This is a genomic window from Streptomyces sp. Rer75, assembly GCF_013414305.1.
In the GTDB taxonomy this organism is placed as follows: Bacteria; Actinomycetota; Actinomycetes; order Streptomycetales; family Streptomycetaceae; genus Streptomyces; species Streptomyces himastatinicus.
In genome coordinates, this window is the sequence record NZ_CP058693.1 from 10347997 (window position 1) to 10374366 (window position 26370).

The 26370-nt window shown below is 68.7% G+C and carries 24 protein-coding genes and 5 pseudogenes; 9 read left to right on the top strand and 20 right to left on the bottom strand.

Going from position 1 to position 26370, the window contains the following annotated elements; all coding sequences use genetic code 11:
* Nucleotides 1-207 precede the first annotated feature (207 nt).
* The 6 genes from HYQ63_RS43475 to HYQ63_RS43500 all read right to left on the bottom strand — a co-directional run bounded on the left by HYQ63_RS43475 (nt 208) and on the right by HYQ63_RS43500 (nt 6299).
* Complete coding sequence (locus tag HYQ63_RS43475) at nt 208-585, bottom strand: nuclear transport factor 2 family protein (RefSeq protein WP_257232543.1); 378 nt, start codon at nt 583-585, stop codon at nt 208-210.
* Complete coding sequence (locus HYQ63_RS43480; RefSeq protein ID WP_179939535.1) at nt 582-2003, bottom strand: NAD(P)/FAD-dependent oxidoreductase; 1422 nt, start codon at nt 2001-2003, stop codon at nt 582-584. Before HYQ63_RS43480 ends, HYQ63_RS43475 begins: the two co-directional genes overlap by 4 nt.
* A gap of 8 nt (nt 2004-2011) precedes the next feature.
* On the bottom strand, nt 2012-2674 hold the full coding sequence (locus tag HYQ63_RS43485) for a hypothetical protein (protein ID WP_179939536.1): 663 nt from the start codon (nt 2672-2674) through the stop codon (nt 2012-2014).
* Nucleotides 2671-3558: a 4-hydroxybenzoate octaprenyltransferase gene (gene ubiA / locus HYQ63_RS43490; RefSeq protein WP_179939537.1), complete on the bottom strand. Its 888-nt coding sequence runs from the start codon at nt 3556-3558 to the stop codon at nt 2671-2673. Before ubiA ends, HYQ63_RS43485 begins: the two co-directional genes overlap by 4 nt.
* Before the next feature lie 203 nt (nt 3559-3761).
* Nucleotides 3762-5264, bottom strand: a complete 1503-nt coding sequence (locus tag HYQ63_RS43495; RefSeq protein ID WP_179939538.1) for a class I adenylate-forming enzyme family protein — start codon at nt 5262-5264, stop codon at nt 3762-3764.
* A gap of 129 nt (nt 5265-5393) precedes the next feature.
* On the bottom strand, nt 5394-6299 hold the full coding sequence (locus HYQ63_RS43500) for an alpha/beta hydrolase (RefSeq protein ID WP_179939539.1): 906 nt from the start codon (nt 6297-6299) through the stop codon (nt 5394-5396).
* 89 nt (nt 6300-6388) lie between these two features.
* Between HYQ63_RS43500 and HYQ63_RS43505 the strand changes: the two genes are divergently transcribed.
* Nucleotides 6389-7219, top strand: coding sequence for a helix-turn-helix domain-containing protein (locus HYQ63_RS43505; protein WP_179939540.1), 831 nt, complete (start codon nt 6389-6391; stop codon nt 7217-7219).
* Nucleotides 7220-7638: 419 nt separating this feature from the next.
* On the opposite strand, the gene HYQ63_RS43510 is transcribed toward HYQ63_RS43505, so the two are convergent.
* Complete coding sequence (locus HYQ63_RS43510; protein ID WP_179939541.1) at nt 7639-8370, bottom strand: SDR family NAD(P)-dependent oxidoreductase; 732 nt, start codon at nt 8368-8370, stop codon at nt 7639-7641.
* 88 nt (nt 8371-8458) lie between these two features.
* On the opposite strand from HYQ63_RS43510, the gene HYQ63_RS43515 reads away from it, so the two are divergent.
* The 3 genes and pseudogenes from HYQ63_RS43515 to HYQ63_RS43525 all read left to right on the top strand — a co-directional run bounded on the left by HYQ63_RS43515 (nt 8459) and on the right by HYQ63_RS43525 (nt 9955).
* Nucleotides 8459-9055: a TetR/AcrR family transcriptional regulator gene (locus HYQ63_RS43515; RefSeq protein ID WP_179939542.1), complete on the top strand. Its 597-nt coding sequence runs from the start codon at nt 8459-8461 to the stop codon at nt 9053-9055.
* Nucleotides 9056-9198: 143 nt separating this feature from the next.
* Nucleotides 9199-9347: pseudogene (locus HYQ63_RS43520) on the top strand (IS5/IS1182 family transposase); the annotation flags it as partial.
* A gap of 65 nt (nt 9348-9412) precedes the next feature.
* Nucleotides 9413-9955 carry a hypothetical protein gene (locus tag HYQ63_RS43525; protein WP_179939543.1) on the top strand — a complete coding sequence of 181 codons (543 nt, stop codon included), beginning with the start codon at nt 9413-9415 and terminating at the stop codon, nt 9953-9955.
* Between the two features lie 385 nt (nt 9956-10340).
* Here the strand turns inward: HYQ63_RS43525 and HYQ63_RS43530 are convergent, their stop codons facing one another.
* The 6 genes from HYQ63_RS43530 to HYQ63_RS46250 form a co-directional block, all read right to left on the bottom strand.
* Nucleotides 10341-10859 carry a pyridoxamine 5'-phosphate oxidase family protein gene (locus tag HYQ63_RS43530; protein ID WP_060943813.1) on the bottom strand — a complete coding sequence of 173 codons (519 nt, stop codon included), beginning with the start codon at nt 10857-10859 and terminating at the stop codon, nt 10341-10343.
* A gap of 773 nt (nt 10860-11632) precedes the next feature.
* Nucleotides 11633-12652: an NACHT domain-containing NTPase gene (locus HYQ63_RS43535; RefSeq protein WP_179939544.1), complete on the bottom strand. Its 1020-nt coding sequence runs from the start codon at nt 12650-12652 to the stop codon at nt 11633-11635.
* A complete protein-coding gene (locus HYQ63_RS43540; RefSeq protein ID WP_179939545.1) occupies nt 12613-13101 on the bottom strand; it encodes a hypothetical protein in 489 nt (162 codons plus the stop codon). The genes HYQ63_RS43535 and HYQ63_RS43540 overlap by 40 nt, the downstream gene beginning before the upstream one ends.
* A 383-nt stretch (nt 13102-13484) precedes the next feature.
* Nucleotides 13485-13763: a hypothetical protein gene (locus tag HYQ63_RS43545; RefSeq protein ID WP_179939546.1), complete on the bottom strand. Its 279-nt coding sequence runs from the start codon at nt 13761-13763 to the stop codon at nt 13485-13487.
* A gap of 156 nt (nt 13764-13919) precedes the next feature.
* Nucleotides 13920-15197, bottom strand: a complete 1278-nt coding sequence (locus tag HYQ63_RS43550; RefSeq protein WP_257232544.1) for a 4-hydroxybenzoate 3-monooxygenase — start codon at nt 15195-15197, stop codon at nt 13920-13922.
* Nucleotides 15198-15851: 654 nt separating this feature from the next.
* Complete coding sequence (locus HYQ63_RS46250) at nt 15852-16217, bottom strand: hypothetical protein (protein ID WP_179941153.1); 366 nt, start codon at nt 16215-16217, stop codon at nt 15852-15854.
* Between the two features lie 476 nt (nt 16218-16693).
* Between HYQ63_RS46250 and HYQ63_RS43560 the strand changes: the two genes are divergently transcribed.
* Together HYQ63_RS43560 and HYQ63_RS43565 are read left to right on the top strand one after the other, a co-directional pair.
* On the top strand, nt 16694-16843 hold the full coding sequence (locus tag HYQ63_RS43560) for a hypothetical protein (protein WP_179939547.1): 150 nt from the start codon (nt 16694-16696) through the stop codon (nt 16841-16843).
* 435 nt (nt 16844-17278) lie between these two features.
* Nucleotides 17279-17485 (top strand): annotated as a pseudogene (locus tag HYQ63_RS43565) (IS5/IS1182 family transposase); the annotation flags it as partial.
* Between the two features lie 74 nt (nt 17486-17559).
* Here HYQ63_RS43565 and HYQ63_RS43570 read toward each other — a convergent pair.
* Nucleotides 17560-18306 (bottom strand): phosphotransferase family protein, encoded by a 747-nt coding sequence (locus HYQ63_RS43570; protein ID WP_179939549.1) that lies wholly within the window; start codon nt 18304-18306, stop codon nt 17560-17562.
* Between the two features lie 262 nt (nt 18307-18568).
* Nucleotides 18569-19474 carry an NADP-dependent oxidoreductase gene (locus HYQ63_RS43575; RefSeq protein ID WP_179939550.1) on the bottom strand — a complete coding sequence of 302 codons (906 nt, stop codon included), beginning with the start codon at nt 19472-19474 and terminating at the stop codon, nt 18569-18571.
* A 146-nt stretch (nt 19475-19620) separates the two neighbouring features.
* Here HYQ63_RS43575 and HYQ63_RS46255 point away from each other — a divergent pair.
* Nucleotides 19621-19986: pseudogene (locus tag HYQ63_RS46255) on the top strand (MerR family transcriptional regulator).
* A 3-nt stretch (nt 19987-19989) separates the two neighbouring features.
* Here the strand turns inward: HYQ63_RS46255 and HYQ63_RS43585 are convergent.
* The 3 genes and pseudogenes from HYQ63_RS43585 to HYQ63_RS43595 all read right to left on the bottom strand — a co-directional run.
* Nucleotides 19990-20375, bottom strand: a pseudogene (locus HYQ63_RS43585) (transposase); the annotation flags it as partial.
* A 211-nt stretch (nt 20376-20586) separates the two neighbouring features.
* Nucleotides 20587-21429 (bottom strand): MerR family transcriptional regulator, encoded by an 843-nt coding sequence (locus tag HYQ63_RS43590; RefSeq protein WP_179931990.1) that lies wholly within the window; start codon nt 21427-21429, stop codon nt 20587-20589.
* A gap of 218 nt (nt 21430-21647) precedes the next feature.
* Nucleotides 21648-22075: pseudogene (locus HYQ63_RS43595) on the bottom strand (IS5 family transposase); the annotation flags it as partial.
* 400 nt (nt 22076-22475) lie between these two features.
* Here HYQ63_RS43595 and HYQ63_RS43600 point away from each other — a divergent pair.
* Nucleotides 22476-23090 (top strand): dihydrofolate reductase family protein, encoded by a 615-nt coding sequence (locus HYQ63_RS43600; protein ID WP_179939552.1) that lies wholly within the window; start codon nt 22476-22478, stop codon nt 23088-23090.
* A 425-nt stretch (nt 23091-23515) separates the two neighbouring features.
* On the opposite strand, the gene HYQ63_RS43605 is transcribed toward HYQ63_RS43600, so the two are convergent.
* Together HYQ63_RS43605 and HYQ63_RS43610 are read right to left on the bottom strand one after the other, a co-directional pair.
* On the bottom strand, nt 23516-24769 hold the full coding sequence (locus HYQ63_RS43605) for a glycosyltransferase (RefSeq protein WP_179939553.1): 1254 nt from the start codon (nt 24767-24769) through the stop codon (nt 23516-23518).
* A 106-nt stretch (nt 24770-24875) separates the two neighbouring features.
* A complete protein-coding gene (locus HYQ63_RS43610; protein ID WP_179939554.1) occupies nt 24876-25139 on the bottom strand; it encodes a hypothetical protein in 264 nt (87 codons plus the stop codon).
* Between the two features lie 994 nt (nt 25140-26133).
* Between HYQ63_RS43610 and HYQ63_RS46260 the strand changes: the two genes are divergently transcribed.
* Nucleotides 26134-26301 (top strand): beta-ketoacyl synthase N-terminal-like domain-containing protein, encoded by a 168-nt coding sequence (locus tag HYQ63_RS46260; protein ID WP_373689189.1) that lies wholly within the window; start codon nt 26134-26136, stop codon nt 26299-26301.
* Nucleotides 26302-26370 lie beyond the last annotated feature (69 nt).

Here is a 26370-nt window from a genome sequence, read left to right on the forward strand (position 1 = left end):
GCGACATGGGGGTGTCCTCTCGGATGATCGGGATCGGTCGGGATCGGGGCCGGGATCGGGCGAACATTCGGAAGGATGCGATTCCGGCGAGTGAGGTGCATCCGCCGTGTGATCTTTCGTCGCCACGGTCGGAGCGGGCGAGGTCAAGGCGTACGGGCAGGATCCGCTCCACGGGCGCATCGGCAAAGGCCCGCCCGCCGGGCCTGGTCAGCCCGGCGGACGGATGTACCGGTTGCGCAGGTTCGTGATCAACCCGTCGGTGTCGACGGTCGCGTGCTCGACCCCGGCCGCGGTCATCAGGCTGCCGTCGACCCGGCGCGCCGCGACGACCCAGTGCGACTCGATCGTGCCGTCCTCAAGAATCGTGGTGGTCCAGTAGTGCTTGCTCTCGGCCACCGCTGCTACGAACACCCGGTAGAACTCCATGATCGCGGCGATGCCGGTCACCGGCTCGTCGCGCAGCCTCACGGTGGCGTCCGGCGTGAAGATCGTGGGGAGCTCCTCCAGCGCCGACGGGTCCCGCACCGCGCGGTCGGCGAGCTCCATGTAGCGGTCGAGTGCTGTCCGCGTCGTCCGGCCCGTCACATCGTCTCCGTCATCGCGTACTCCTGCCGGATCTGCTCCTCCGGCACACCGTTGACCCGCGCCGCGCGAAGCACCAACTCCGGTGCCAGCAGCGACGCGGGATGGGCGGTCATGAACCCCACCGCCCGCAGGGCCGTGCCGACCTGCTCGTCCCGGCCCGCCGCCTCCCGCACCTGTCGCACGGCCCACGCCTGCCGCCGCTCCTGCTCGGTGTCCGGTGGCGCTGCCAGGCCCAGCCGGATGGCGTCGCCGGCCGTGGACGTCTGCCAGGCGGCTTCGACGACGACCTTTTCCAGCTCGAGGAAGTGCCGGGCGGGGGCGTCCAGGTCGGGGCCGGAGCACAGGTACTCCGACAGGCAGGAGGCGTGGATCGCGGCGGAGGACATACCTTGCCCGTACAGGGGGTTGAACGAGGCGACGGCGTCACCGACGACCGCCAGGCGGGCGGGGAAGCGGTCGAGCGCCTCGAAGTGGCGCCACCTGCTGTCGGGGTGGCGGTACGGGACGACCTCGCCGACGAGTTCGCCCTTGACGGCTTCCTGGAAGATCGGTGGCAGCTCACGGCACCGGGCAACGAACTCGTCGGACGTGCGGCCCTCCGCGCCGTTGCCGAAGTAGGAGAGCATCACCGCCCACTGCTGGTTCTCGACCGGGCTGACCGCCGCCCCGGCGATGTCCTTCGGGAAGTGCGGGCTGTAGCGGGAGATGCCGCTGAGGGGACCGTCCCAGTCGGTCGAGCGTGTGAAGCGGGCGGACAGATAGCGGATGTCGGCCGGGAGCCGTTCCGCCTCCGGTCGAGGCCAGCCGCCCCGCTCCAGCCAGTCGGTCAGCCTGCTGCCGCGACCGGAGGCGTCGACGACGAAGTCGGCCGGGACGACGACGTGGTCGCCGCCGACCGCGTAGCGCACCGACCTGACCGCGCCGCGCGCGTAACCCAGCCCGGTGACGCGTCCACTCACCAGCTCGACGCCCGGCAGTGCAAGCGTGCGCCGCCGGATCAGCGACTCCAGGAAGGGGCGGCTGCTCCCCACGAACTGCGCGTTGGGGGTGGCGATCTGCTCGACGTCGTCGAGGTAGGTGGCGGTGCGCTCCGGACCGCACGAGACAGCACCCTCGCCGAGAGCCTGTGCCACGACACCGGGGAAGAAGCGTTCGAGCTGCGCGCGCCCGCCGGGCAGCAGGAGGTGCACCTGGGGGCCCTGCGGGACGCCGGGACGAGCCGCGCCGCTCAGCGCGGCTTCCGGGCGGTCGGGCTCGATGATCACGACACGGTTGGCGTGGTCCGCGAGCACCCGGGCCGCGACCAGGCCCGCGACGCCGCCGCCGAGCACGCAGGCGGTGCCGAGACGAACCTCGGTGGGGACCGGTGTGACGGTGGTGGTGAGCCGCTCGAAGACCGCGGCGGGAGAGTTCGGCATGTGCTCCCTCATGCGTCGTGGACGTCGTCCCAATCGAGGAGACTTCGCAGGAATGTTTCCCGTACGAGACCGACGGGCACGGTCCCACGGCACAGCAGCGCGGTGACGGTCAGCACGGGAGCGTCGGCGTCGCCGGGCGGTCGCACGGCGGGTTCGAGGCGGGTCGGTTCAAAGGACGTGACCATCACGCGCCGCACACCACCACCTGCGGCCAGCGCGGGCCCCAGCGGTGTGTTGGTGGTGCTGAGGACGGCGCGTTCCTCGGGGCTTATGCGATCGAGCGCCACGACGGCGCTCGCGGTGACGACCTTGTCGGTCCCGGCGCGCAGATGAACGGTGCGGAACTGCACACGGGCACCCGTCGAGAGCCACATCAGTTCGGCCACCCGCTCCGGCGGTAAGAAGGCGTCTCCCTCCGCCTGCGCCGAACCCCGGCTGAATGTCCGCTCGGCCGCCGGGATGAGCAACCGGCCATCCGCGCGGTGGCGGACCTCCACGGTGACCGGAGCACCACACCACTCCTCCAGCACCTCGGTGGCCAACCTCTCCGGCTCCCGCAGGAGCGACACGAACCGGGCCAGGCTGCGCGACTCCGTGCGCCCGGACGACGGACCTGCATGCATGTGCTTGCTGCGCCGCCCCTCCGGTGCGACCGCGTGGCCGCGCCTCACAAGACTCTCCCCGTAACAATGGCGACGAGCGCGAGCCACCCGAAGAAGCGATTCGACACGAACTTTTCCCGGCAGTCGGCGGGGTTGTCGATATCCACCGTCACCACCTGCCAGAACAGCTGCGCCACGCCCGGCAGAAACAGCGCGTAGAACGTCCAGTGCACACCGGCGACCGCTCCGGCGGCCACGATCCCGACCACGGTGGCCCCGTAAAACCCGGCGACCCAGGGCCGGGTCGCCCTGCCGAGGTGCAGCGCGAGGGACTTCACCCCCACCTGCACGTCATCCGCCTTGTCCTGGTGGGCGTAGATCGTGTCGTACCCCAGCGTCCAGAAGAAACCGGCGACGTAGAGCAGGAGCGCGGGAGTCTCGATCCTCCCGGCCACCGCGAGCCAACCCGCGAGGATGTAGAGGCCGAAGACCATCCCCAGCCAGGCCTGCGGCCAGTAGGTGATCCGCTTCATGAACGGGTACGCGACCACCAGCGGATAGGAGGCGGCCACGAGCACCGCCGCCGGAACGCTGGCCACAGCCAGCACGAGCAGCGCCGCCACCGCCTGCACCACGGCGAAGACGAGCGCTCCCGCGACCGTGACCGTACCGGCCGGGATCGGCCTCGCGACGGTACGTGCCACCCGGGCGTCGACCTCGCGGTCGGCGAGGTCGTTGACGGTGCAGCCGAAGCCGCGCACCAGCACCGCACCGACCGCGAACAGCAGCACATGCCGCCAGTCGGGCAGCCCCGCCGAGGCGAGCGCGATCCCCCACAGACCGGGGAGGAGGTACAGCCAACTGCCTATGGGCGCGTGCATACGCGCCAGCTGGAGATACGGGAGGACGGCCTTCGGCGCACGCGGCACGACCGACGCCGCGACGCTCGGCACGACAAACCGGTACCGCCCGCTCTGCTGCGAGGGTTGAGCGGAAATATCGATCACCTGACCGTGCGAGAACGATTTTCGTGACTCTCGCAGAAAGGTCTCCTCAAATACCCTAGTTTCCCCGTGGTCCTGGACACGTCCGTGTCGCGCCGCGTCTTGCCCCGCTGAGTTCGAGGCACATCCGATGCCGGACGCTGAAGATGGAGCTAGACGAACTGGTCGCCCTGTGCGCGAAGCACCCTGCGCAAGACCTTGCCGTTGGCGTTGCGGGGCAGTGCGTCCAGCCATACGACGTCCTGCGGAACCTTGTACCAGGACAGGGTGGATCGGGCGAGCTCGACCAACTCGGCAGCAAGTGCGTCGTCACCCCGCACCGGCCCTTCCTCGGGCGAGCCTGGTGCCGCAGTGGCGACGACGTAGGCGCGTAGGCCCGTGTCTCCGTCCGTGCGCCGCACGGAGCTGACCGCCGCCTCCAGTACGCGGGGGTGGCTCTCCAGCAGGCGTTCGACCTCGTTCGGTACCACGTTCTGTCCGCCGATCACCTCGACGTCGTCGAGTCGGCCGTGCGCGTGTATGACACCGTTCTCGTCGATCGAGGCGAGGTCGCCGGTCGGCCACCACATGTCGGTCTGGATGTCGGGTCCGAGGCTGCCGCGGGCGACGCCGAGGGTGGCGACGGGGACGCGGATGTGTAACTCGCCCTTGCTGCCGATGGGTAGCTCCCGTCCGTCGGTGTCGACGACACGTACCGGCTTGCCGGGTAGGGGCAGGCCGACCGCCGACGGCACGTCGTAGTCCGCGGGCAGCCCGAGGGCAACGCCACCGGCCTCCGTCGTGCCGTAGGTATTGAGCAGCCGGTCGCCCAGGATCGGTATCAGCTGCTCGCGTAGTCGCGCGGTGAGTACCTCCCCGGCACAGAAGGCCTGACGGATGTTGCCCAGCACTTCGGCGTGGCCGGGTTCGAGCAGCAGCCGGGCCAGGAAGCTCGGCTGCGCGAACAGGACGGTGACGTTGTGCCGGCGCATGAGCTCGACTGCGGCGGCCGGGGACGCGCGGGGCCGCGACAGTACGGCCGTCTGCCCGGTTTCGAGGGTGGTGAACACCGATGCACTCAGCCCGCCCACGAAATACATGCGCGACACCGAGAACCCGACGGTGTCGGGGCCGCTCACCAGGCCGGGCCCGCGGGGGGCGCCGAGGTCGCGGTGGCGGAAGAAGCACAACTTCGGCGCCCCGGTGGTGCCGGAGGTGAACACGGCCAGCGCGGCGGCGTCCCCGCCCGTGGCGAACACCTCGTCGGGCTCTGCCGCGAGGAGCGGACCGACTTCGGTGGTGGGAGTCAGCCCGGTGTCCCCGAGCCATCCGGCGGTCTCCGGGTCGACCACGGCAAGCGCCGGTTCGGCCGTGGCCACGTCGCGCGTCAGATCGTCCCGGCTCATCTGGACGTTCACCGGCACCGCGACGAGACCGGCCTGCCACGCACCGAGCAGACACCACACCATCTGCACACTGTCGGGTAAGGCGAGCAGCACCCGGTCACCGGCGCGCAGGCCGTGCGACCGGTATCCGGCCGCCACCCTCGCCGCCCCGTCGAGCACCTCCGCGAAGGTCCACGCCCGGCCGTCGGCGTGGAACGCGGTCCGTTCGCTCCACCCCTCCACGCGCACATGCTTCGCCCAGCGACGCGTCAAGTTCTCGGACTTGTCCACCCGATGTTCCTTTCTCGATCCGGGAAACGTCGCCCCATCATGTCCACCGTCACGGCAGGAGGACGGCCACCCAGCGAGTAGTCCTGGTCAACGAGCTGTCGGCTCAGCATCGTCGACGGAAAGTCACACTCACTGCCTTTCACGGCAGATGGCGGCAAGGTGGGTGGCGTAGAAGGCGGTGAGCTTGGCGACGGCCGGGGTGACGTGCTCGTCCTTGTCGTAGAGGGAGATGTGGGTGCCGCCGTCGATGACGAAGAGTTCCTTGGGCTCGGCTGCCCTTTCGATGGCTTCGTGGCTGATGTACGCCGTGTTCGCGTCGGATCCGGTGATCATCAACAGAGGGCGGGGCGAGATGAGGTGGATCAAGGCATACGAGTCGTACTGGATGATCTGGTCGAGGCTGCGGACAGGCCAGGGCTGGACCGCGCGTGGGTGGTAACCGCGTGGCGTGCGGTAGTACTCGTAGGTCTCGGCGTCCACGGCCTCGGTGATCCATTCCTGCCGGGGGACGGCGTCGCCGCGGGCCTCCGCGGTACGTGCGGCCCCGGCGAGCTCGAGCATGGAGCGCATGGTCTGCGGGTCCTGGGTGCGGCCGAGGCCGTCGCGCATCACCGTGCCCAGGTCTCCCGCGCTGACCGTGGCGACGGCCTTGATGCGCAGATCGGTCTGGGCGGCGTAGGGGACGTAACCGCCGGAGGCGCAGATACCCAGAGCGCCGATCCGGTCTGGATCGATCTCGTCTCGGGTGGCCAGGAAGCTCACGGCGGACTTGATGTCCTCGGCGCGCTGGAATGGGTCCTCCAGACCACGCGGCTCGCCCTCGCTCTCGCCTTGGTAGGCGGCGTCGAAGACCAGCGCGGCGAAGCCCTCGCGGGCCAGGCGCTCGGCGTAGATGCTCGCGGTCTGCTCCTTCACGCCGCCGCCCGGGTGGGAGACGACGATGGCCGCAAGCCGATCGGAGATGGGCATATCGGGCAGGAAGAGGGTGCCGGCGAGCTTGAGATTGCTGCTGAGGAAGGTGACGTCCGGCTTCATGCCCTCGACCCTGGCAGGCGCCCCACGCTGGGATAAGGGGACAGAACTGGCCCCCTCACCGGCTGTCCCTCGATGCGAGACTTGATCGCATGAGCAGCGAACTGGGTGACTTCCTCAAGGCCCGGCGCAGGGAGCTGAGCCCCGCGACGGCCGGGCTCCCCGACGACGGGCGGCGGCGGGTCCCGGGCCTGCGCCGGGAGGAGATCGCCCTGCTGGCGTCGATCAGCCCCGACTACTACACCCGTCTGGAACAGGGGCGTCGCCGGGCCTCCGAGCCGGTGCTGGACGCCCTTGCACGCGCGCTGCGGCTCAGCAAGGACGAGCGTGCCTACCTCTTCGAGCTCTCGGGCAAGGATGCCGGCCGACCGCGCCGACGGCCCACCCAACGGGTCCAGCCGCAGCTGCGGCGCCTGCTCGACGATCTCACCAACACCCCGGCCCTCGTCCTTGGCCGGTGCACCGACATCCTGGCGTGGAATCCGCTGGCTGCCGCGCTGTTCACCGACTTCGCGCTCCTTCCGGAGCACAGACGCAACTTCGTACGCCTGGTGTTCTGCGACCCGACGGTACGGGCCCTGTATAGCGACTGGGACTACGTGGCGCGATCCTGCGTGGCGCAGCTGCGGATGGAGGCAGCCCGGGACCCGGAGAATCCGCGCCTGACGACGCTGGTGGGAGAGCTGTCGGTGCAGGACCCGCACTTCCGGACATGGTGGGGCGACCACCGCGTGGCCGTGCGGACCGCGGGCTCCAAGGTCCTGCGCCACCCGGTTGTCGGCGAACTCGCCCTTGACTGGTCCACACTGACTGACGCGGCCGACCCGGACCAGCAGCTCATTGCCCTGACCGCCGCGCCCGGCACGCCCTCTCACGACGGCCTGCGTCTCCTGGGCGCCGTCACCGCGAACGATCGCAAATGACCGGATTTTGAATGAAGTTGAACTCAGGATGCGTTTGCGATGCGGTCACTGTGCCCGCTCGCCGAACGTTCCTTCCGGCTCCCCCGGCCCTCACTACACACCGGCGCGAGCAATACACGGCGTTCGACCGCCGGTCAAAACCTGCCACCCACCGAGTCCCGCGCTCGGGACACTTCACCTCGCCCGCACCGACCAACGCGGCAGCCGTGAGCTTGCGCAACCGGCGTTCCGTAGCCCCTGCCTGGCACGACACGCCGCAGAACAGAACACAGCGTCAGGCCACGGGCGGGTTGGCGGGCACAAGGTGCTGCCCCCTCCCGCCTGGTCACTACGGGGACGTAGGCAAGCAGTCAGGCTCCACGGACAAGGCCGTCCAGTGAACCAGGGTGCCCGGTATGCCCACCGTATGAGGGGCGCGGTCAGACCTGCGCCTGGCCTCCGTCGACGAACCAGTCGACGCCGTTGACGAAGCTGGAAGCGTCCGAGGCCAGGAACGTCGCCACGGCGGCGATCTCATCCGGGCGGCCGATCCTGCCGAGCGGCACCGCCGAGGCGAGCTGGTGGTCCGGGCCTACGGCGCCGACCAGGCCCGGGGTCTCGGTCGGGCCGGGACTCAGCACGTTCACCCGGAACTTCCGTTCCTGCGCGCTGAGCGCCCAGCTGCGCACCAGGTTGCGCACCGCTGCCTTCGATGCGCCGTAGATTTCCAGGCTCGGTCCGGGGCGGAGGGCGTTGGTCGATCCTGTCACTACGATCGAGGCGCCGTCCGACAGCAGGGGCAGCGCCTTCTGTACGGTGAAGATCGTGCCCTTCACGTTCGTACCGAAGGTGGCGTCGATGGCTTCCTCTGTGATCTCACCGAGACGCTGAGGGACAGCGCTGCCGGCGTTGGCGACAAGCACGTCGATGCGGCCCGCCTCCTCGCGCACGACCGAGTAGAGGTCATCGAGGTCCGTCTGTACCGAAACGTCGGTCCTCACACCGGTGGCCGCCGGGCCGATCTCAGCGACGGCCGCGTCGAGCGGCTCCTGACGGCGACCGGCCAGGAACACCCGTGCCCCCTCCGCGGCGAACCGCCTGGCGATGGCAAGCCCAATGCCGCTGCTGGCTCCGGTGACCACCGCCACCTTGCCTGCGAGTACTTCCGTCATAACGCACCCACTCCTCAATTCTTGACTGGTTCGTCCATAATGCTAAACCGTTATGGACGAACCAGTCAAGAATGGGTAGGCTGTCCCCATGGCACGACCTAGGAAGTTCGACGAGCAGCAGGTACTGGACACTGCCCGGGAGCGGTTCTGGTCGGGTGGGTACGCCGCCACGCGCATGGAAGACATTGCCGAGGCAACGGGGCTCGGCAAAGGCAGCCTGTACGGCGCGTTCGGCGGGAAGCAGGAACTGTTCCACCGCGTGTTCGACGATTACTGCGGCTCCGTCGTCGATGCTGTGAGCCGGCAGCTGCGCGGCAACGACGCGGACGCCTACGCGCGGCTGTCCGCCCACGTGTACGCGATGGCGGCGGCGACTGCCGCAGACACCGCCCACCGCGGATGCCTGTTGGCCAAGGGCGCCGCCGAGCTGGCCGAACACGACGAGACGGTGGCCAAGCGGGCGCGCGCGGCCATCGAGGCGCTGCAGGCGCTACTGGAGGACGACATCGCAGCCTGTCAGCGCAATGGCGATATTGCCGCGGACGCGGATCCGGGAAAGCTGGCTGCGCTAGTGCTCGCCGTACTGCGCGGCATTGAAGCGCTGGGCAAGGCCGGAGCGAGCGAGGAGACGCTGACCGACATAGCCTCGACAGCCCTTGCTGTACTGCCCCGCCCCGCTCACTGAGCTTCTTCAGTCCGGCCACCGATCGGGGGATGGCCGAGGGTGCGTGACAGGCGAGGCCCCCGGGTTGCTGGTGGAGATGTCTGACGTCTCAACCAAGCAGCCCAGGGGCCTCGTTGATCATCCATCCTGCGGCACTCGAGTCCACTGCTCACGCCTCCACCACAGCGGTCACCGACCTGCTACCGAGCGCGCACCGGGCCTGCTCAAGGCCCTGCGCGAAGCCGACCCGGACTTCGTCCTGCTGGACGGCACCCTCGCCGGGTGCGACGCGACCGCGTCGGTGACGGTCGATGTCCCTCAGCCCCAACTCCCTCACCCGGATGCACCACCGTGCTTCCCACTGCCACCATCAGGACCGTGACGGAGACACAGGCAGCGCTGTACGCCGCAGCGGTTGGCGCACTCTCTGCGCTCGTAGTCGGGTGCATAGCCGGTTGGGCAGCGCTCCGGCAGGTAGCGAAGACCGCGGAAGCTCAACGAAGACAAGCCGACTGGCAGCTTCGCAGCGAGGACTACGCCAACTTCGTCCGTGCCATGTTTCGCTTCCGCGCTTCCGTAGGACATGCTGCGAAGGCATCGCAGCTCTCTGCGGATCTCGCGAACGAGGTGCGTGCTCTATACGGGGATCTCGCCAACATCGCAGCAACGCTCAGTATGCGCATCGCAGCAGATCCCGTAATGGACGCCATGATGGGCCTGGTGAACTGCGCCTATGCTCTGCACTCGCGGGTCACCGACCGCAGACAGCTTTACCTTCCCTCACATGATGCCGCGATGGATCGATTGCTCGAACAATTCGAGGACGCGGAATTGGCTGTACGCAATGCCTTTCGCGACGATCTGTGGGGAGGGAAGTCGCTGCGGCACAGCAGGCCCGCGGGAACTTCGACCGATCCTTAGCGCCGTTTTTCGTTCCGATGTTCCTCGCTCCCCTGAGTCCCGTAAGTTCACGCAAACTGAAGGGTTCTCGGTGGGAACTCAAGGGTCCGTCGTCGTGCTCTGCGGAGTTGCTTCCGTGGGTTCGGGGCCAACTCGCGACCTTGCCGTTCCTGGTCCCCTGGACCGGCAAGACGCCGAGCGGCCCCCTGCTCGAACGCAGCGAAGCGGAGTTGAGAGCTTGGGGAAGGAGTTGAGAGCTTGGGGGCGGGGCAGCCTCGGGTCGCTGCTGTACCGGCGGGCGCTGGGCGAGGCCGTCGCCACGGCGCTGGCGGTACGCGACGGCGCGCCGTCGACCGGCCCGCACCCACGTACGCGCAGGTGCAGGCCCTCGTCGACGGGCCCGGCGTCACGTGCCGGTGAGCTTGTCGAGGTCGGGGGCGTAGACGGTCATCCAGTGCGGGTTCAGCCGGTAGTAGACGACCTCGCGGTTCCAGTCGAAGGCGTCGTCGCCGTAGAAGTCCTTCAAGTAGGCGAGGAGTTCCTGCCAGTCGGCCGTGGTCTCGGCGTCCTCGGGGTTCAGCTCCTCCACCGTGCCGTGGGTGAACACGCCGAGGTCCTCGCCGCGCATGTGCGCGACGCTGGCGGCCGGACGGGCCGCGAGATGACGGGCCTTGGCGGCGTTGCGCGCCGTGCCGAAGTGCCACCGGCCGTGCAGGAAGTGCCCGTCGGCGCCGCTGATCCGCGGTTCGCCCTTTGCGGTCACCGTGGAGAGGGCGAGCGTGCACATGCCGGTGAGGACCCCGGTGAGCTGCGCCGCCGTGATGGTGCGGCCCTCGACGATCGAGCGGAGGTGTGCGGTCGAGCCGGAGAGGGAGGAGTCGAGGAGGGACTGGAGCTTGTTGAGTTCTTCTGGGGTTTCGCGCATACGTCCATCGTCGGCCGTAAACCCGACATCCTCTGTCGTCATTGATGAAGCAGCGGTGAGGTTGCTCCGCGCGGGTTGCGCTCGGTGCTGCGTGGATGGCAACAGGTGGGGGAGGAACGCCGGGACATATTCATGTATTCGCGGTTGATTGACGAGCTGTGATGCCGTTGGTCCTGCTGTCAGGCCGCACGAGGCGGTGTTCCCTTGAACTGATTGAGCAGCCATGATGTGCCGCCTTGACGGATTTCGTGGTTCCTCTCGCCATCGCAGTGATCGGGTTAGTGGCAACCGGCTTGGGAGCGGTTGTTGGGGCGCGGGCAGCTAAGTTCGGCGCGGAAAAGAACGCCGAAGCCGTCCGGCGGCAAGTACAGGACCAAGGTGCCGTCGAGCACGGTCACTGGATGCGCCAAGAACGCCTCAACACCTACGAGAGCTTTCTTGAAGCCTGGGATGAGTGCCTGCGCCTCTCCCAAGGATCTGCTGACGCCGACTCCAAGTCGCGTCAATCCGGGCCAAGTTTTCTCTTCCTGAGGGCGATGCCGAGTGCTCGGCTGCCTGTTCCAGTAGTGCCCGTGCGGAGTCCGCGTAGCGCATCGCAGTCTTCTCGTCGAGCCCGAACACCTCGGCGAGGTGAAGCGGATCGGGCCCGTGGGTCAGCGCCTCTTCCGCCAACCCGACCTGCAGTCGGACCTCGAACGCATCGAGTCTGAACGATGAAAGTCGAAGCCGGACGCCTGGCGTGCCGCCGTTCGTGATCTCGTCCATCAGCGCGATCAAGAGCCCGGAAATAAACCCGAATCCGACCCCGAATGCGGCCCCGGACACGAACCCGTACCGGAACCCGACCACGCGAGCACGAATGGGAGTGCGAACGGGAACTGGAGGTCCTGCGGGATGGCTTTGGGGAGTTCCCACCAGGCGATGTCGGGGCTGCCTGCTCGCTGGTCCTGCTGGAACTGTGCGAGGAAGCCGAAGGTTTGGTGGGCCTGTTCAGCGGTCCAGCGGGGTGGGTGGGGCTGGTGGGGGGTGTAGACGGCGGGGATGAAGGCCTGGAAGAGGTGGTTGTTGATGGCGGCGTGGTCGGGGTAAGCGGCTGCGTTACACAGTTCGTCCGGGTGCGGTGCCGGCGGGGATGTGGGGGATGTGCCGGGGCGGGGGTTGTAGATGGTGCGGGCCAGGAACAGGCCCAGCGGTGTGGCCAGGGCTTGCCCGACGGGGCTGGTGGTGCCCAGGTGGGTAATCACGGTGTTCCACCGGTCGGCCGTGGGGGTGTGCGGGCCGCCGGCGTCGCGGCGCAGATAGTCGGCGGCATCATCGGCCTTGAGAGGCAGGAGCTGAATGGCGGCGGCACCGTTGAGACGGACGCTGGTATCCGGCCGGGTCAGGGCTGTGCGGTAAGGGTCGGTGCGACTGGCCAGGACCAGGGGCTGTCGGGCGGGCAGCGCGCGGTTGAGCCTGTCGAGTGCCGTGGCGTGCCGGGTGGGCGGTAGTTCGTCGAAGCCGTCGAACAGAGACAGGACGTGTCCGGCCCTCAGCAGGTATAGGGCCAGATCACTGGGGCCGGTGTCGGTGGCGTACGTCAGGGCGACCGGGAGCGGAGCCACCGTGGCCAGGCTGGGGTAGGTACGGCGCAGCTGGTCGGCCATCCATGTCTTCAGCGGCTGGTCAGGGTCCCAGGAGGCCAAGGAAAACAGCACCGGAACCGGGTCTCCGGCAGCGCGGCGTGCGATGAGATCGTGCAGCAGCCGGAGCATCAGCACGCTCTTCCCGGCGCCGGGTTCGCCCAGGACCACCAGGCGCCTGGTGGGTACCCGTTCGGAGAAGATCTGTCCGATCTCCGCATCCTGGCCCGCCAGCCCGGCGGCATCCGTCGGCCACAGGGCGGGGTCGCCCGGGGCCCACCGGGCCAGGTGCGGGCCAGACCGGTCAGCAGCGGCCAGTCCTCGGCTAGGCCCTCACCGACGGATTCCCAGGCGACCGGCAGCGGGTAAGGGTCGTTGACCCGGCGCACAGCCGCCTCGTTGTCCCACTGGGTCCTGACCGCCACCGCCAACTGCTCCAGGATCTTGTCCTCATCCAGCGGCTCGACCTTGGCGCGCTGCGTGTGGAAAGCCGCCCAGGCAAGGTAGCTCGGAGCCAGGGTGGGAAGCGCAGCCGCAGCGGTCTGGGCCACTCCGAGATCAAAGCGCCAGGCCAGAACCAGCGCTGTGATCAGCCCGATCACCGACAGCAGCAGATACACCCAGCCCACATACGCCGGCGCCCGGCCTCGCCCCCCGCGTCCCATAACAGGACATCATCACCTAACTCCTGCTGGACAAGAAGCCGTTTGGCGATACGACCACACACGGTCGGCAGTGGTCGGGGGCAAGGGCGCCTTCTCAGCCCTTGCGGGTGGGGAACTGGGCAGAGTGCCCTCCTCCGGGGAGCCGCCGGGCGCGTTGTGTTCGGTGTGGATGCGCTGCAGGATCTCGTACAGGCGCGCGGCGGTCCGACTGGTGCCGAAGTCCTCGTGCGGGGCATCCAGGAGGAGCGCGAGGTCCTTGGGTGCCACACGGCCGGGCTGCCCGGCGCTACGGATGGCGCGGCACAGCTTTGTTCGGTAGCTCTTGGGGTCCAGTCGGGTCAGGTGCCCACGGCGCAGGTCGATCCGCTGCGCCGAGACGCACAGCAGCGTGCGGAAGCCTTCGGGCAGCGTCCACACCGGGCCGTCGGCGGGCGGGCATCGTGGGCGCGCGGGGTGAGGGTGCCGACCGCCGTCCCGTCGGCAAGGACGAGGTAGCCGCCGGGGTTGTCCGGGTCCGGCTCCATCGTCCAGGTCCGGCCCTCGACCTCGCCCAGGTCGACCCGCTCTCCCTCCGGGCCGGGCTCGGAGGTCTGTCCCGCGTCCAGGGCGGTGTCCAAGGCGGCTCGCAGCTGCTTGGCCTCCTTACAGCGCCCCAGGTGGTGGTCGCGGGCCAGGCGCAGGCCCTGGCGTAGGCACGCGACGAGGAGGGTCCGGCTGGGGGAGAGGGCGCTGGCGTCCTGCCACTGCTGGCCGAGGGTGGCGAGGGCGCTCGGTCACCAATCGCCGGCCGACGCACTGCCGCGCGCCGCCGGGTCCGGGCTGTCCTGGGTCCCGGCGTCCGGGGCGGGGTTCAGCCCCGTCAGGAGTTCCGCGAAGGTGCGGGCGGCGTTGGGGGAGGTGAAGAGGCGGTCGAGTCTGGCGCGGGCCAGGCCTCGTTGGAAGGGGCCGGATTGGGTGTCGTCACCGGCGTCGTGGAGGGTCCTGGTCAGCCAGTGGGAGAACTCCTGGTCGTTCCAGACACGGCGGAGGCAGCGCTGTGAGTAGGTGTGCAGGCCGGTGTCGTCGTGGTCGTGGACAAAGTCCCGGACGGCGCGGGCGAAGAGGTCCGCGTCGTAGAGGGCGAGGTTCATGCCCTTGCCTCCCAGGGGGGAGACGATGTGGGCGGCGTCGCCGACGAGGAAGAGGCGGCCGTACTGCATGGGGTCGTGGACGAGGCTGCGGAGTCGGAAGATCTCGCGGTCGGTGATCGGGCCGGGGGTGAGGGCGGGGTCGGCGAGCCGGGTGCGCAGGGCGTCCCAGACGCGGCTGTCGGGCCAGGCGTCGGGGTGGTCGTCGGGCGGGCATTGAAGGTAGTAGCGGCTGGTGTGCGGGCCGCGGGGGAAGTGGGCGGCGAAGCCGTGCGGACTGACGGCGAGGAGGGGGCGGGCCGGGGGAGGGGCGTCGGCGAGGACGGTGAGCCAGCCGATGCCGTGATCGAAGGTGTGGGCGGTGAGAACACCGTCGGGGACGGAGGCGCGGCTGATGCCATGGTCACCGTCGCAGCCGGCGACGAAGGCGCACGTGATGGCGCGGCCAGTGCCGTCGGCGGTGCGGTAGCGGACGGTCGGGCGGTCGCCGGCCAGGTCGTGCAGGGAGATGTCGGCGGCCTCGAAGCGCAGGTCGCCGCCATCGGCGAGGTACGCGGCGGTGAGGTTCTGGACCAGCACCTGCTGCGGGCAGAGGCGGGCCCGGGGGCCTTCGGAGCCGTCGTCATCGGACACCAGGTGGCTCTCACCATCCACCCGGAACTCCATGAGGCCGTCGGACGGAGGGCCACCGAGGACTTGGCCGGCCAGCCCCCAGGAGTCGAACATCCGGACGGCGCGGGTTTCGACAATGCCGGCCCGCTGGCGCTGTGCCACGCGCTCGCGGATCCGGCGTTCCAGGATTACGCAGTCGATACCGCTGCGCCGCAGCAGGTTGGCGACGGTCAGACCGGCCGGGCCCGCACCGATCACCACGACGGTCGTGGACTCCGACGACTCCGGCAACTCCGCAGGCTCTTGCGCCACTTGACCACCTCCTATGCCAGCCTAGCCAAGCATCCGACGTCCGAGCTGCTGAACTGGCATGCGGTCAGCACACGCCGCGGTCTGATCGCCTCCGGCCCGGTCGGCATGGGTAAGGCCACCGCGAGCCGCCGGGACCGATCCGGTGCATCAGTACGCAACTGCCAACCACCTGGAAGCCGCCCGGAGCGACGAGGCGGGCCCGGAGCTTCAGCAGCTTGCGCTCCAGCTGCTCGCGGACGCCGAGAGGTAGCGGGGTGGCCGGGAACCGCAGCATCTCCGCGTCCGACTGCAACTCCTTCGAGGCCCGTCTCCACACCGGGGCCATTCGTCAGGAGGTTGAGGGGCGGGCTGCGGAAGGCTCGAAAGCGCGGGAGGCGATGGGGGAGCAGCCGGTGAAGCCGCCCCCTGTCGCGGTGAGTGGCATCGTCGTTCTGCTGACGTGTGCGATGACGTTCCTGGTGGCTGACCTGGCATGTCGCGCACCGTCCTGGGACGGACGCCACCGGCTTCGGGCTGGCGGCGGTGCTGTCCCCGGTCGCCGGGAAACCGGTCGACCAGGTGGGGCCCCGGCGCTGCATGGTGGGGTTGCTGCTGGGAACAACCGGTGCAGCGAACCGACCGACATGTGGTGGGCAGCCGCTATCCCACCCGCGGTCAGGGTGGGGTCGGCCGAGTGTTGCTGAATGAACGAGGATCGGCAGGAACAGGACCTGCTGACGAGATTCCGGCGGCAGGTCGCGGCTCCGATCGAGATGGTGGGCCAGCGTGGCCTCGCGCCTCCCGCTCACGGAGCGTCAGCAGCCTCTTGGGAAGTTGCAGCACCAAGGACGTAGCCCTCAGCCGGGACACGGGCACCATCGCATCGAAGGGACGTGAGCTGTCATACAGCGTGAGATCGCCGGCCTCGATCAGGCTGCCTCGACGGACCTGGTCGAGGCCCTGCTGCCCAGCCCTGATCAGACAAATCTGGTAGCACTCGGGATCGGACTGCCTGATGGGGGAGGGGGTGCGGCGCGCCAGTTGCTATGGCGACAAGCTGTGCCGCCCCCAGATCCGTGGTCTGTAACCGCGCGCGGAAGGCGGTCGGTTCGGGAAACGTGATGTGGCACGGGGTCGGCGACGCTGCCACGGCCTCGGTCCACGCCTCGGTGCGCTCGTTCACGGACAGTCCATCGCTGTCGAGCACAGTCTCCATGTCAGCCGCCCCATGGCAGGTACATGCATACGCAGGGTGAGCATGCCGCCAGGCGTGTGAGCGCGACAGCGCGCACTGAGCCAACTCAAGGGCGATCTGGCCTGTAGATCAGCGTGGACGAGGCCGGACTCGGCGGCGGCCTGGTGGCGCCAAGCGCCTCGTGTACCACCCTGCCGAGGCCGGTGGCTCAAGCAGCCCAGCGGGGCCTTGGGCCCGTGATCGGCTGAAATGCGCTCCTTGTTCTGTGAAGTTGCCGTCGTCACCCTCGGGTCAAGGGAGGACTCAACGGGAGGGGTGGGCCATGGCGAAGCACTGGAGGGGTGAGCACAGGCGTAAGGACGGCACGTTTGTGAAGGGCGCCTGGGTGAAGGGCAAGAACCCGAAGTCGGGCTGTTCGTTCTGGCTGCTGGGGTTGTTTCTGGCTGTTTCAGCGATGTGGTTGGCAGGGTGATCGTGCGCCGCTCGACGAGCGACCACGGCCACCTTTTGGTAAAGCTGTTTCGTGGAGTGCGCCGTGCCCGGTACCGCCGCCGGATACGAGCGGCCACAGCTGGCGGCCGCCCTGCTTGTCCGGTGAACGCCTGGCCGGAGGTGTCCAGGACGTCATGCACCGCCGAGCCCTGCACCGCCGGTCCATGGCCGCAGTCCGCGCCGTGGACGTGCCGCTCCTCCTCGATCATCCTGCTCGCCGCGGCGTTGCCCACCGAGAGCTGGAGGGCGAGGGCCCGCTCCGGTGTGATGGGGCCGCCGGACGCCGTGTGCGCGGCCTGTGCCGCGCCGGTACGGGCCGCCGTGGGGCGGACCAGGGGCCGGGCGGGGTCGGGGGCCCGTTCGTTGTGCCGTGTTCGTCGCGCGCGTATCAGTCTTCGCCGGTTCCAGATCACCCCCGCACATCGCCGGGCGCGGCACCGTGCACGGCTCCGGCCTGGGCGTGTACCGCTGGGTCGTGGAAGGAGCGATCGCGTTGCTGCACTGGTTCCGCCGCCTGCGCATCCGCTGGGAGATCCGCGACGACATCCACCATGCGTTCGTCACCCTCGGCTGCGCCGTCATCTGCTGGCGACGACTCCGCACCGCACTTTGTAGGGCGTAAGGGCAGGCAATGCGCCTACGAGATGGCCTGCTGACGCGTCAGAACGCGTTTGCAGCAGTCGGGCCCGCGCAGCCTCACATCTGGGATCTCAGCACGTCGACTTCACAGCCCGGCGCGAACGGGTCAAAGCCATGCTCGACCAGCCAGCGAACCCCCAGCAGGCCTCGCAATGACCACCACGCGCGGATCACGTCGGGGTCAACGTCGGTGCCATAGCCGGCAACGACGTCGCCGAGGTGCTCCTCGTGTCCGAGCGTCAACGTGGCGAGGTCGAACAGGGCATCACCCTGGCCCGCCTCGGACCAGTCGATGACGCCCGTGATCTCGTCGCCGTCGACGAACACGTGAGTGATCTGCAGGTCGCCGTGCGTGAATACCGGAGTCCACGGCCGGAGCGCGGCCTCGGCGACCTGGCGGTTGCGGGTGACCAGGTCGGCAGGCAGGACGCCGTTCGTCACGAGCCACTCGCACTCGCCGTCGAGATCCGCGGCCAACTCGTCGAGGCCCTGGCCCGCCCGGCCGGGCCAGGGCGGCAACGGCGCGTCGTGCAACTTCCGGATGGCGGCACCCGCCGCAGCCCACGCCGCCGGGGACGCGGTCGACGGCTCGCCGAGGCGGCCGAGCGCCGTCCCCGGGACCGCCGCGATCGCGAGCACGGGCGGCTTGCGCCACAGGACCTTCGGGGTCGGGACCGGCGCCAGGGCCATCGCCTCGACCTCGACGTCGATGCGTGCCTGATCTGCGTCCACCTTCAGGAACACGTCGTCGACGCGCAGGGTCGCACGCTCGGAATGGGCAACGACGACTTTGACCTCATTCATGGGCGACCAGTATCCCGGGGATGACCGTCGACGTCGCCGGGTTTATCGCGTGCGATGGCGCGGCTGACCGCATCCCGCTACCCGGCTGCCTCCTGCGCGACGCCAACCGCTGATCAGGTCAAGTCCACCACTTTTGTTAGGAGCCCTTAGAACTGCTGACGAAATGATCTCCGAGGTGGTTGGATCGCTCCAGGACCGGTGTTCCGGAGGTGCGGGCTTCCCGCGGTCGAAGCTGCGGGAAGCCCTGAACGGTGGGGCAGACTCAGATGCAGATCACGATCTTCCCCCGCGTGTGTCCGCGCTCGGCGTATGCGTGTGCTTCCGCGATCCGTTCGAGCGGATAGGTCCGTTCGATGCGTGGTGTGTAGCGGCCTTGCCGGCCGAGTTCGGCCGCTGCGGCGAGGAGCGTGGAGTCGTTCTCCGCGTTGGCCAGATGTACGCCCAGGCGATGCGCGTTGGTGTGGTCGGCGATCGTCGACACGCGAGCGGGGTCGCCCACGATCGCGACGAGATCGGCCAGGGACCCGGAGGCCGCGGTGTCGAGCACGATGTCGACGCCGTCGGGAGCCAGGGTGGCGAGGCGCTCGGCGAGGCCGGTGCCGTAGGTGGTGGGAACGGCTCCGAGAGAGGTGAGGAACTCGTGGTTGCGCTCGCTGGCCGTCCCGATCACGGTGGCGCCCTGAGCCACCGCGATCTCGACCGCGGCACTGCCCACGCCTCCGGCAGCTCCCTCGACGAGAAGGGTGCGCCCCCGCAGGGAACCGAGCGCCTTCAGCCCGCCCATCGCGGTCACGGATGCCAGACCGGCGCCAGCGGCCTCCTCGTCGGTCCATGTGGTGGGCGCGTGGGCCCAGGCCGAGAGCACGGCCAGCTCCGCTGTCGCGCCGGTGACGCCGCCCAGCCCGAAGACACGGTCGCCGATGCTCACCCCCTGCACCCCCTTACCGGTCTCGTCGACCACGCCGACGGCCTCACGCCCGGGAATCGCGGGCAGGTCCACGGGGAGCACCTCGTGCACCGCACCGGAACGCACCTTCCAGTCGACGGGATTGACGCCGGCCGCCGCGACGCGGATGCGGATCTCGCCGGGCCCGGGATGTGGGTCCGGCACCAGCTCGACCACAAGGGTCTCCACACCGCCGTACTCGTGATAGCGGACTGCGCGCATGACGTTCTGCCTTTCCACGCGGCCTGAACCGGCCGTTTCATGGGATCAATGGGGTGAATGTTCGGCGAGCGCCGACGCCCGCTACGCTAGAACCTGACGTTCACGTCAGGTGCAAGTCGGGCGGGCCGCCCGACAGAGGAGGACCGGTGCGCATCGGTGAGGTCGCCGACAAGGCGGGAGTGAGCGTCCGGGCGCTGCGCTACTACGAGGAACAGGATCTGCTCCATGCTTGCCGCAGCCCCGGCGGCCAGCGGCATTACCCCGACACCGCCGTCGGCCGAGTCCGGCTGATCCAACAGCTGTATGCCGCGGGCCCCCCCGAGCAGAGTGGTCCGCCAAGTGCTGCCGTGCGTGGACTCGGGTGAAGCGCCCCGGAACTCCTGGACCAGCTGGAGACCGAGCGTGTCCGCATCGACCAGCGGATCACCGACCTGCTCGCTGTGCGCGACCGACGCGACGACGTGATCGCCATCACGCGGGACCCTGATCCCGACTGCTCTCACATGCAGTGAAAACTACTCCCGCAACGACTTCAGACGTCGCCAGCAGATGAGTGCGTACCGAGGGTGAGGAAGGCTTGGTGGATGTCGTCGCGTATCTCCCAGCGGATGCGCAGGCGGCGGAACCAGTGCAGGTGGGCGAAGGCGCGCTCCACGACCCAGCGCTGGGTGCCCAGGCCGGAGCCGTGCTCGGTTCCGCGGCGGGCGATCAGCGGCTTCACACCGAGATCCCGGACCAGGCGGCGGTACTTGTCGTGGTCGTAGCCGCGGTCACCCAGCACAACGTCCGGTCGGCGCCGGGGCCGGCCGCGCTTGCCCCGCACGGGCGGCACGGCTTGGAGCAGTGGGATCAGCTGGGCGACATCGTTGCGGTTGCCGCCGGTCACAGTGGCAGCGAGCGGGATGCTGATGGGGATTCTTGAAAACGGCCAGGGATGCTCCTCGCATCACTCGCTCTGGTGTTCAACGAAGTGGGGAGTTTCAAAGGAGCGTGGCCCGGGTCGTCGGCTTGGGTCTCCCGCTCGTGGAGTGTGCGGGACGTGTCGAGACGTCGAGACACTGGCTTCGTGTCGGTGGCCAATCCGGGATCCTCACGCGCGGCCACACCAGCGATCAGCTGCCTGCGGAGAGGTCCCCGTCAAGGAGCTGTGCCGTGAGTTCCATGCACCGCGTCCGGGCCGCGGAGAAGCCGTAGGGCATCTTGGTGACCGCTTCGAAGGCGCTCATCTGGGCGTCCTCCTCGCCGCTTGCCTCGGCGTCGTCGATCTCGAAGAGCTTCTCCTCGGCCGCGTCCAGTCCGGCCGCTTCAATGGCCTGGAGCAGGGCCTTGTGGTGGGCGCAGTGCTGCGCGGCGAGTTCCTCGACCTGCGGGTCGTGGGGGTCGACGGTGTCATCGAGGGCGGCGTCGGCCGCGTCGAGGCGGTCTGCCTCGGCCCGTAGGTCGGGGTGGGTGGCCAGGGTGATGAACACGCTGGCCTGAATTGCGGCTCCCAGCGGCCCGAAGATCCGTTCCGTGACCAGCAGGGCGTCCAGGTCGGAGGGGCGCAGTGCGCCAGAAGGCAGGTGGCTGAGCCGGTCCGTGACCAATGGGGAGAGCAAGCCCAGTGGGCTGCCCACGACCCGCAGGCGCTGGACTGCCGCGCGCTGACGTTTGATGGCCGCCTCCTGGGCGGCCAGGGTCTCCTCCAGCCGGCCCAGGACGTCCTCCATGTCCCGGGCTTCGTCGAAGGCGGCCCGCATGTCGTCCAGGCTGATGCCGGCCTCGGACATCTTGCGGATCCACAGCAGGCGGATCATGTCGTCGTAGCCGTAGCGGCGGCGTCCGTCTCCGCCTCGCTCGGGCTCCGGCAGCAGACCGATCTGGTGGTAGTGGCGAATGGCGCGCGGGGTGGTCCCGGCGAAGGCGGCGGCATCACCGATCTTGACCTCGCGGGGAGGCGTGACGGAGGGGTACATCGCAGACAGGGCCTTTCGTGCTGTGGTGCCCTCGACGACACCACATGCCGCTACGGCATATGCAACTACACACCACCCAGATCCTGACGGACTATCGGGCGGTCCCTCGCTATGGGTGTCCCGTACCAGGACAGGCCCGGAATGGGTGGGGAGATCCGTCGAGCAGGTCTGATGGCACCCCGAGCAGGGGTTGGGGATTTTCAAGGAGCCCCATCAATGCCACTGGCATCGGTGATCACGGGATGCTTGCTGCCCGTCCTGCCCCGGTCGACAGGGCTTCGTCCAGTCTTGGCTCCCCCTTCAACGCCCGGATGTGGGAGCCGTCGACCGCGGCCCGGGAGAAGTCCAGGGCGTTCGCACCACGAAGTTCGGCGAGCAGGACCTCGTGCAACCGTGGCCACACCCCGGCCTCGGTCCACTCGGCCAGGCGGCGCCAGCAGGTCATGCCCGAGCCGAAGCCGAGTTCCTGTGGCAGGTGTTCCCAGGCGATCCCGGTGTGCAGCACGAACAAGATGCCCTGGAACACCAGTTGGTCCGGATGCCGCTTGCGTCCCGGATGCCGGGTCCGACGCTCGACCTTCGGCAGCAGAGGCTCGATCAACGCCCACAACTCGTCATCGACTTCCCACGGCTTCGGCCGCCCCACTCCATACCTCCGGATCAGCAGTCCGGGACCGATCCAACCACCTCGAAGATCATTTCGTTAGGAGTTCTAAGTGCCAGGGTGGCCTCCGGAAGGGAGATTGCGCGCTATCCGGGTCGAGTTCAGGTATTTTCGCTAAAGATTCCCTCCAACGAGTTACCACACGATCCTTATCGATCAAGGTCGAGGTTAAGGGTCAAGATCACCACCGCCGGCTGGGGCGAGTGCGCACCGGCCCGAACTAGATCCGACATCGACCCGCTGGCCTACCTCCGCTTCCGGCCACCGCACGGCTCCGGTCGACGACCCTCCGGTGGGCTCTATGGGTGCTATCGGGTTCACATCCGGCACACGCTTCATGTGTGAGCGATGAGTTTGGGCGGAGGATCGGGTCTGCCCTGGCATGACTCGAATCATCGCTGACATCTCGGTCTCCCTCGACGGCTTCGTCACCGGGCCCGACCCCGGCCCGGACAACGGTCTGGGCACCGGCGGCGAGGCCCTGCACACCTGGGCGTTTTCCGACGACCCCGACGACAAGCGGGTCCTGCGCGAGGCGACCGCCCGCTCGGGCGCCGTCGTCCTCGGCCGCCGGCTCTACGACGTGGTCGACGGGCCGAACGGCTGGGACGACAAAACCGGCTACGGCGCCGGCGAGGTCGGCAAGCCCGCGTTCGTCGTCGTGACGAGCTCGCCGCCGGAGTCGGTGCGGCTCACTGACCTCGACTGGACGTTCGTCACCACCGGCCTGCCCGACGCCGTCACCGCCGCACGCGAGCGCGCCGAGGCGGCGTCGTCGGACAGCGGCAAGGACCTCGACGTCGTCCTCATGGGCGGCGGCGCCACAATCGGCTCGGCGCTCGACGCCGGGCTGGTCGACGCGCTGACCCTGCACCTCGCGCCCGTCGTGTTCGGTGCCGGGACGCCACTGTTCACTGGCGGCGCGCCGCACACGCTGGTACAGCGGAGCGTGACCTCGACATCGACCGCGACACACTTGACCTACGACCTCCTGTGACCAGGTCGTTGCGGAACTTCACAGCAGCCACCCGCCCCTCGGCCTGCGCGAGTAGCCCGGCGGCTGCGCGCCCCCGCCGGGGAGGGCTTGCCTGCTGGTCAAGGGGGGAACCTGCTCGAACCGCCCTTCCTTGGCCAGGCCCGGTGCCTGACCACGATCCCGTACAAGGCGACTGGTCAAGGGGCCCAACGCGGTCAAGGGGCACTCGGCCGCGGGCGGCCGAGCCGCCCGCATCCTGGGCGGCCGACTGGCACGCCGCCGACCCCGATCGCTTCACCGGATGATCTTGCAGTGACTCGCAGCCAGGGTCCATGGTCACCGGCACCTACAGGTGGCTACAGACCTCGGACGGGCCTGTGTCCGCCGGCGACTGAAGCCCGGCAGGTGGATGCTGCCGAGTCTCGCAGGACCGGCCGCCGGACAGGTCACCCAGGGATGGCTGGGCTCTGCCGCTCGTGCCAGCGCCGTACCCACTCCTCCAGCGCGTCGACCGCCGCTCCGGTGCCGTCCTCATTGCGCACGGTTTCGCCGATGCTCGCGGCCTTGGCGCGCAGGTGCTGATCGGTGAGGGCGTGTCCCAGCGCCTCATCGAGGGCTTCTGCGCTGAACTTGGCATACGGAACAGGTTTGGCCGCAACCCCCAGCGCATGGACCTGGGCGGCCCAGAACGGACTGTCGAGGAAGGTCGGAACGACGACCTGAGGGGTGCCGGACCGCAGCGCCTCTCCTGTGGTGTTGCAGCCTCCGTGGTGGATCACCACCGAGGCGCGCGGGAAGAGCCACGGGTAGTGGGCGTCGGTGAGGTGGAAGACATCGTCCGGCAGGGCGCCGGGGTCACCCCCGACCAGTACCGTGCGGCGGCCGTGGGAGCGGACGACGTCCAGGACCTTGTCCAGGGTCTTGGCTGACTGGTGCACCGGCCAGATGCTGCCGAACGTGAGGGCCACGGGCGCGGTTCCGTCCGCCATGAACGTCTCCAGCTCCCGGGGCGGGCTCCACTTGCGGTCCCAGAACCAGTAGCCGGTGATGTGCGACAGGTCCGGCCAGTCGGGGGGTTCGGTGAACAGCGTCCGGCTCACCGGGCAGAAGAGAGGTACCTCACGGCCCAGGTCGTCGAATGGCTTGCCGAAGGGGAACGGGGGCAGCCCCGCGTCCTTGCGGAATCTGTTCGCGGTGAGCGAGTCGGTCATGCCCGCCAGCCGGTGGGTGAGACGGTTGTACAACGGTCCCAGCTTGGCTTGGGGAGCCATCATGGCCGGCCACCTCGAGGTCGGGTTGAGGGGCCACCAGCTCAGTGAGCACCACGGAGTGGTGTCGTCGGCCTCGAAGGTGATCCGGCTCAGGATGCTGGTGACGACGAGATCGGCGCTTGCGGCCACCTCCGCGATCCGGGCGACGAGCCGACGGGTGTTCTCGGGGCTCTGACGCGGGACCTTGCGGGCAGCACGGAACAGTGAAGCCCCCTGCTGCAGGGCCTCGGCGAGGGCCGGATGGGCCAGGAAATCGCGCGTACTGCCCGGAAGTGAGGCGAAGTCCAGTCCGGCCTCCCTGACGAACGTCTCGAACTCGTCATGGGTGGCGAGGGTTACCTCGTGGCCCCGGGAGTCCAGTGCCCTGCCCAGCGCGATGAACGGTTGCACATCCCCACGTGTCCCCGTGATCACTAGTGCGACGTGCATGACTCCTCCGTACGAGAGTGGCTGATGTGACGTCTCCTGCCGGACGTGCTCAGGAGCGGCCGATGGCGTTGCTGCCGACGGTCTTCATCAGGTCCGCTGGTCTGCATCAGGCCCGCGTACCGCCTGTGACACGCGTGGCGGACTCGGCGATCAGGCCGAGCAGTTCGGCGGTGCGGACCGTGGTGGCTGCGCACTCGGCGTGGTCCGGGTCGGCCCCCGTGGCCCTGATCCGGCACACCGTCTCGACGAAGGAGGCCGCCGAGCCCGCGAACTGGTCCTCGGCGGGAAGCACGATTTCCCCGGCGTGGTCCTGTTCGTCGATGCGCACCATCGGCGCCATCGTCGGGGGCGGGGTGAAGGCCCGGTCCACGGTCAGCCGTCCGTTGCTGCCCCACAGGGTGTACCTCGCCCCATAGCTGTGTTCGAAGCCGAAGGCTGCGCGCGTCGTACCGGGTAGATTCCCACGTCGAGCAGGGCACCGCCGCCGAAGGCTTCAGTCACTCAGCTCCGTTCCGGCCGCCAGAATGTGCGGGTAGGCCGACCGTGAAAACTCGTTCCGATTGGAGGGCGTCGATAGGCGCCCAATGAGGCGAAGAATTCGGGAAATATTCCGGACGGGGGATCGGCTTACCGCTGTGCATCCCGATGACAGTTTCTGTCGGACCGCCCGACTGTAGAGGCTTGTATACATCTACAAACATTCCGGGCTCAAGCGGTTTCAAGTGACCTGGTAATCCGCCCCGTTGGCATGGCTGCGATGTCCGTGATGTCGCTTTCCGGTGGGGGGGTGAATGGGTGGGGTTGTCCGTTGAATGGCGCCTAATTGGACATATCCGATCTTCTCTGGATTGCCTGTCGATCGGCTCGCGCGAGGGAGTGTGATGAGCCGGTCAGGGGTCCCTGGAGGTGTTGCGGGCACGTCGTTGCCCGATATGCCCACGATGGGGGGCGGTGTGAAGAGTCGCAGGCCACCGATCCACTCCTTGAGTTGCCGCCGCGCCGTACAGAATATTTCGTCGGTGCACCGGGCGGAGCCGTGTGATCGGTGCGAGCGTCAGCAAAACGCGACCTGGGCGCACTGTCAAGACCCGATGGACGTGAATGCCGGGAGTGCTGGAAAGGCCTCGCGGAAGGAGTGATTCCATTTATTGTCGGACTGTGACCAGCATCACATTCAGCTTGTGGTCGGAGGTGGCGGCTATAGAGTGGCCGCGCCGAGATCACGGTCGCGGTGTAAAGCGCACCGGTGTTGTCCGACTCTTTGCCCCGGCAGTTGTCGGAAGCCTGACTATCGGACTTGCCGTGAAGACCTGAAAAAACCTTCGGCAACGGGGACTGAAATTACGACGGGGGATGCAATCAGCATGATTGTGGGCTTTTTGCGGCATGCGTCGGCTGACGCGCAGGTCGCTGTGATCGGTATTTCCGTGCGCTTACCCGGAGCGAGCGCGCCGGCGGACTTCTGGCGCCTGCTGCGCGACGACGGGCAACTCCCGCCCCGCCCGGCGATCCGTTCGACGACTCGTCCGTAGGCCTGGCCCCTCTCACTGGCAACCGGCCGACGGCCCCCACCGGTACATGGCGCTCCCCGTTCCCGGTGG

Excerpts from the sequence above, each read along its gene's own strand:
- HYQ63_RS43480 (WP_179939535.1), bottom strand. The coding sequence starts at position 2,003 with ATGCCGAACTCTCCCGCCGCGGTCTTCGAGCGGCTCACCACCACCGTC.
- HYQ63_RS43500 (WP_179939539.1), bottom strand. The coding sequence starts at position 6,299 with ATGAAGCCGGACGTCACCTTCCTCAGCAGCAATCTCAAGCTCGCCGGC.
- HYQ63_RS43505 (WP_179939540.1), top strand. The coding sequence starts at position 6,389 with ATGAGCAGCGAACTGGGTGACTTCCTCAAGGCCCGGCGCAGGGAGCTG.
- HYQ63_RS43510 (WP_179939541.1), bottom strand. The coding sequence starts at position 8,370 with ATGACGGAAGTACTCGCAGGCAAGGTGGCGGTGGTCACCGGAGCCAGC.
- HYQ63_RS43515 (WP_179939542.1), top strand. The coding sequence starts at position 8,459 with ATGGCACGACCTAGGAAGTTCGACGAGCAGCAGGTACTGGACACTGCC.
- HYQ63_RS43530 (WP_060943813.1), bottom strand. The coding sequence starts at position 10,859 with ATGCGCGAAACCCCAGAAGAACTCAACAAGCTCCAGTCCCTCCTCGAC.
- HYQ63_RS43560 (WP_179939547.1), top strand. The coding sequence starts at position 16,694 with ATGGCGAAGCACTGGAGGGGTGAGCACAGGCGTAAGGACGGCACGTTT.
- HYQ63_RS43570 (WP_179939549.1), bottom strand. The coding sequence starts at position 18,306 with ATGAATGAGGTCAAAGTCGTCGTTGCCCATTCCGAGCGTGCGACCCTG.
- HYQ63_RS43575 (WP_179939550.1), bottom strand. The coding sequence starts at position 19,474 with ATGCGCGCAGTCCGCTATCACGAGTACGGCGGTGTGGAGACCCTTGTG.
- HYQ63_RS43590 (WP_179931990.1), bottom strand. The coding sequence starts at position 21,429 with ATGTACCCCTCCGTCACGCCTCCCCGCGAGGTCAAGATCGGTGATGCC.
- HYQ63_RS43600 (WP_179939552.1), top strand. The coding sequence starts at position 22,476 with ATGACTCGAATCATCGCTGACATCTCGGTCTCCCTCGACGGCTTCGTC.
- HYQ63_RS43605 (WP_179939553.1), bottom strand. The coding sequence starts at position 24,769 with ATGCACGTCGCACTAGTGATCACGGGGACACGTGGGGATGTGCAACCG.
- HYQ63_RS46260 (WP_373689189.1), top strand. The coding sequence starts at position 26,134 with ATGATTGTGGGCTTTTTGCGGCATGCGTCGGCTGACGCGCAGGTCGCT.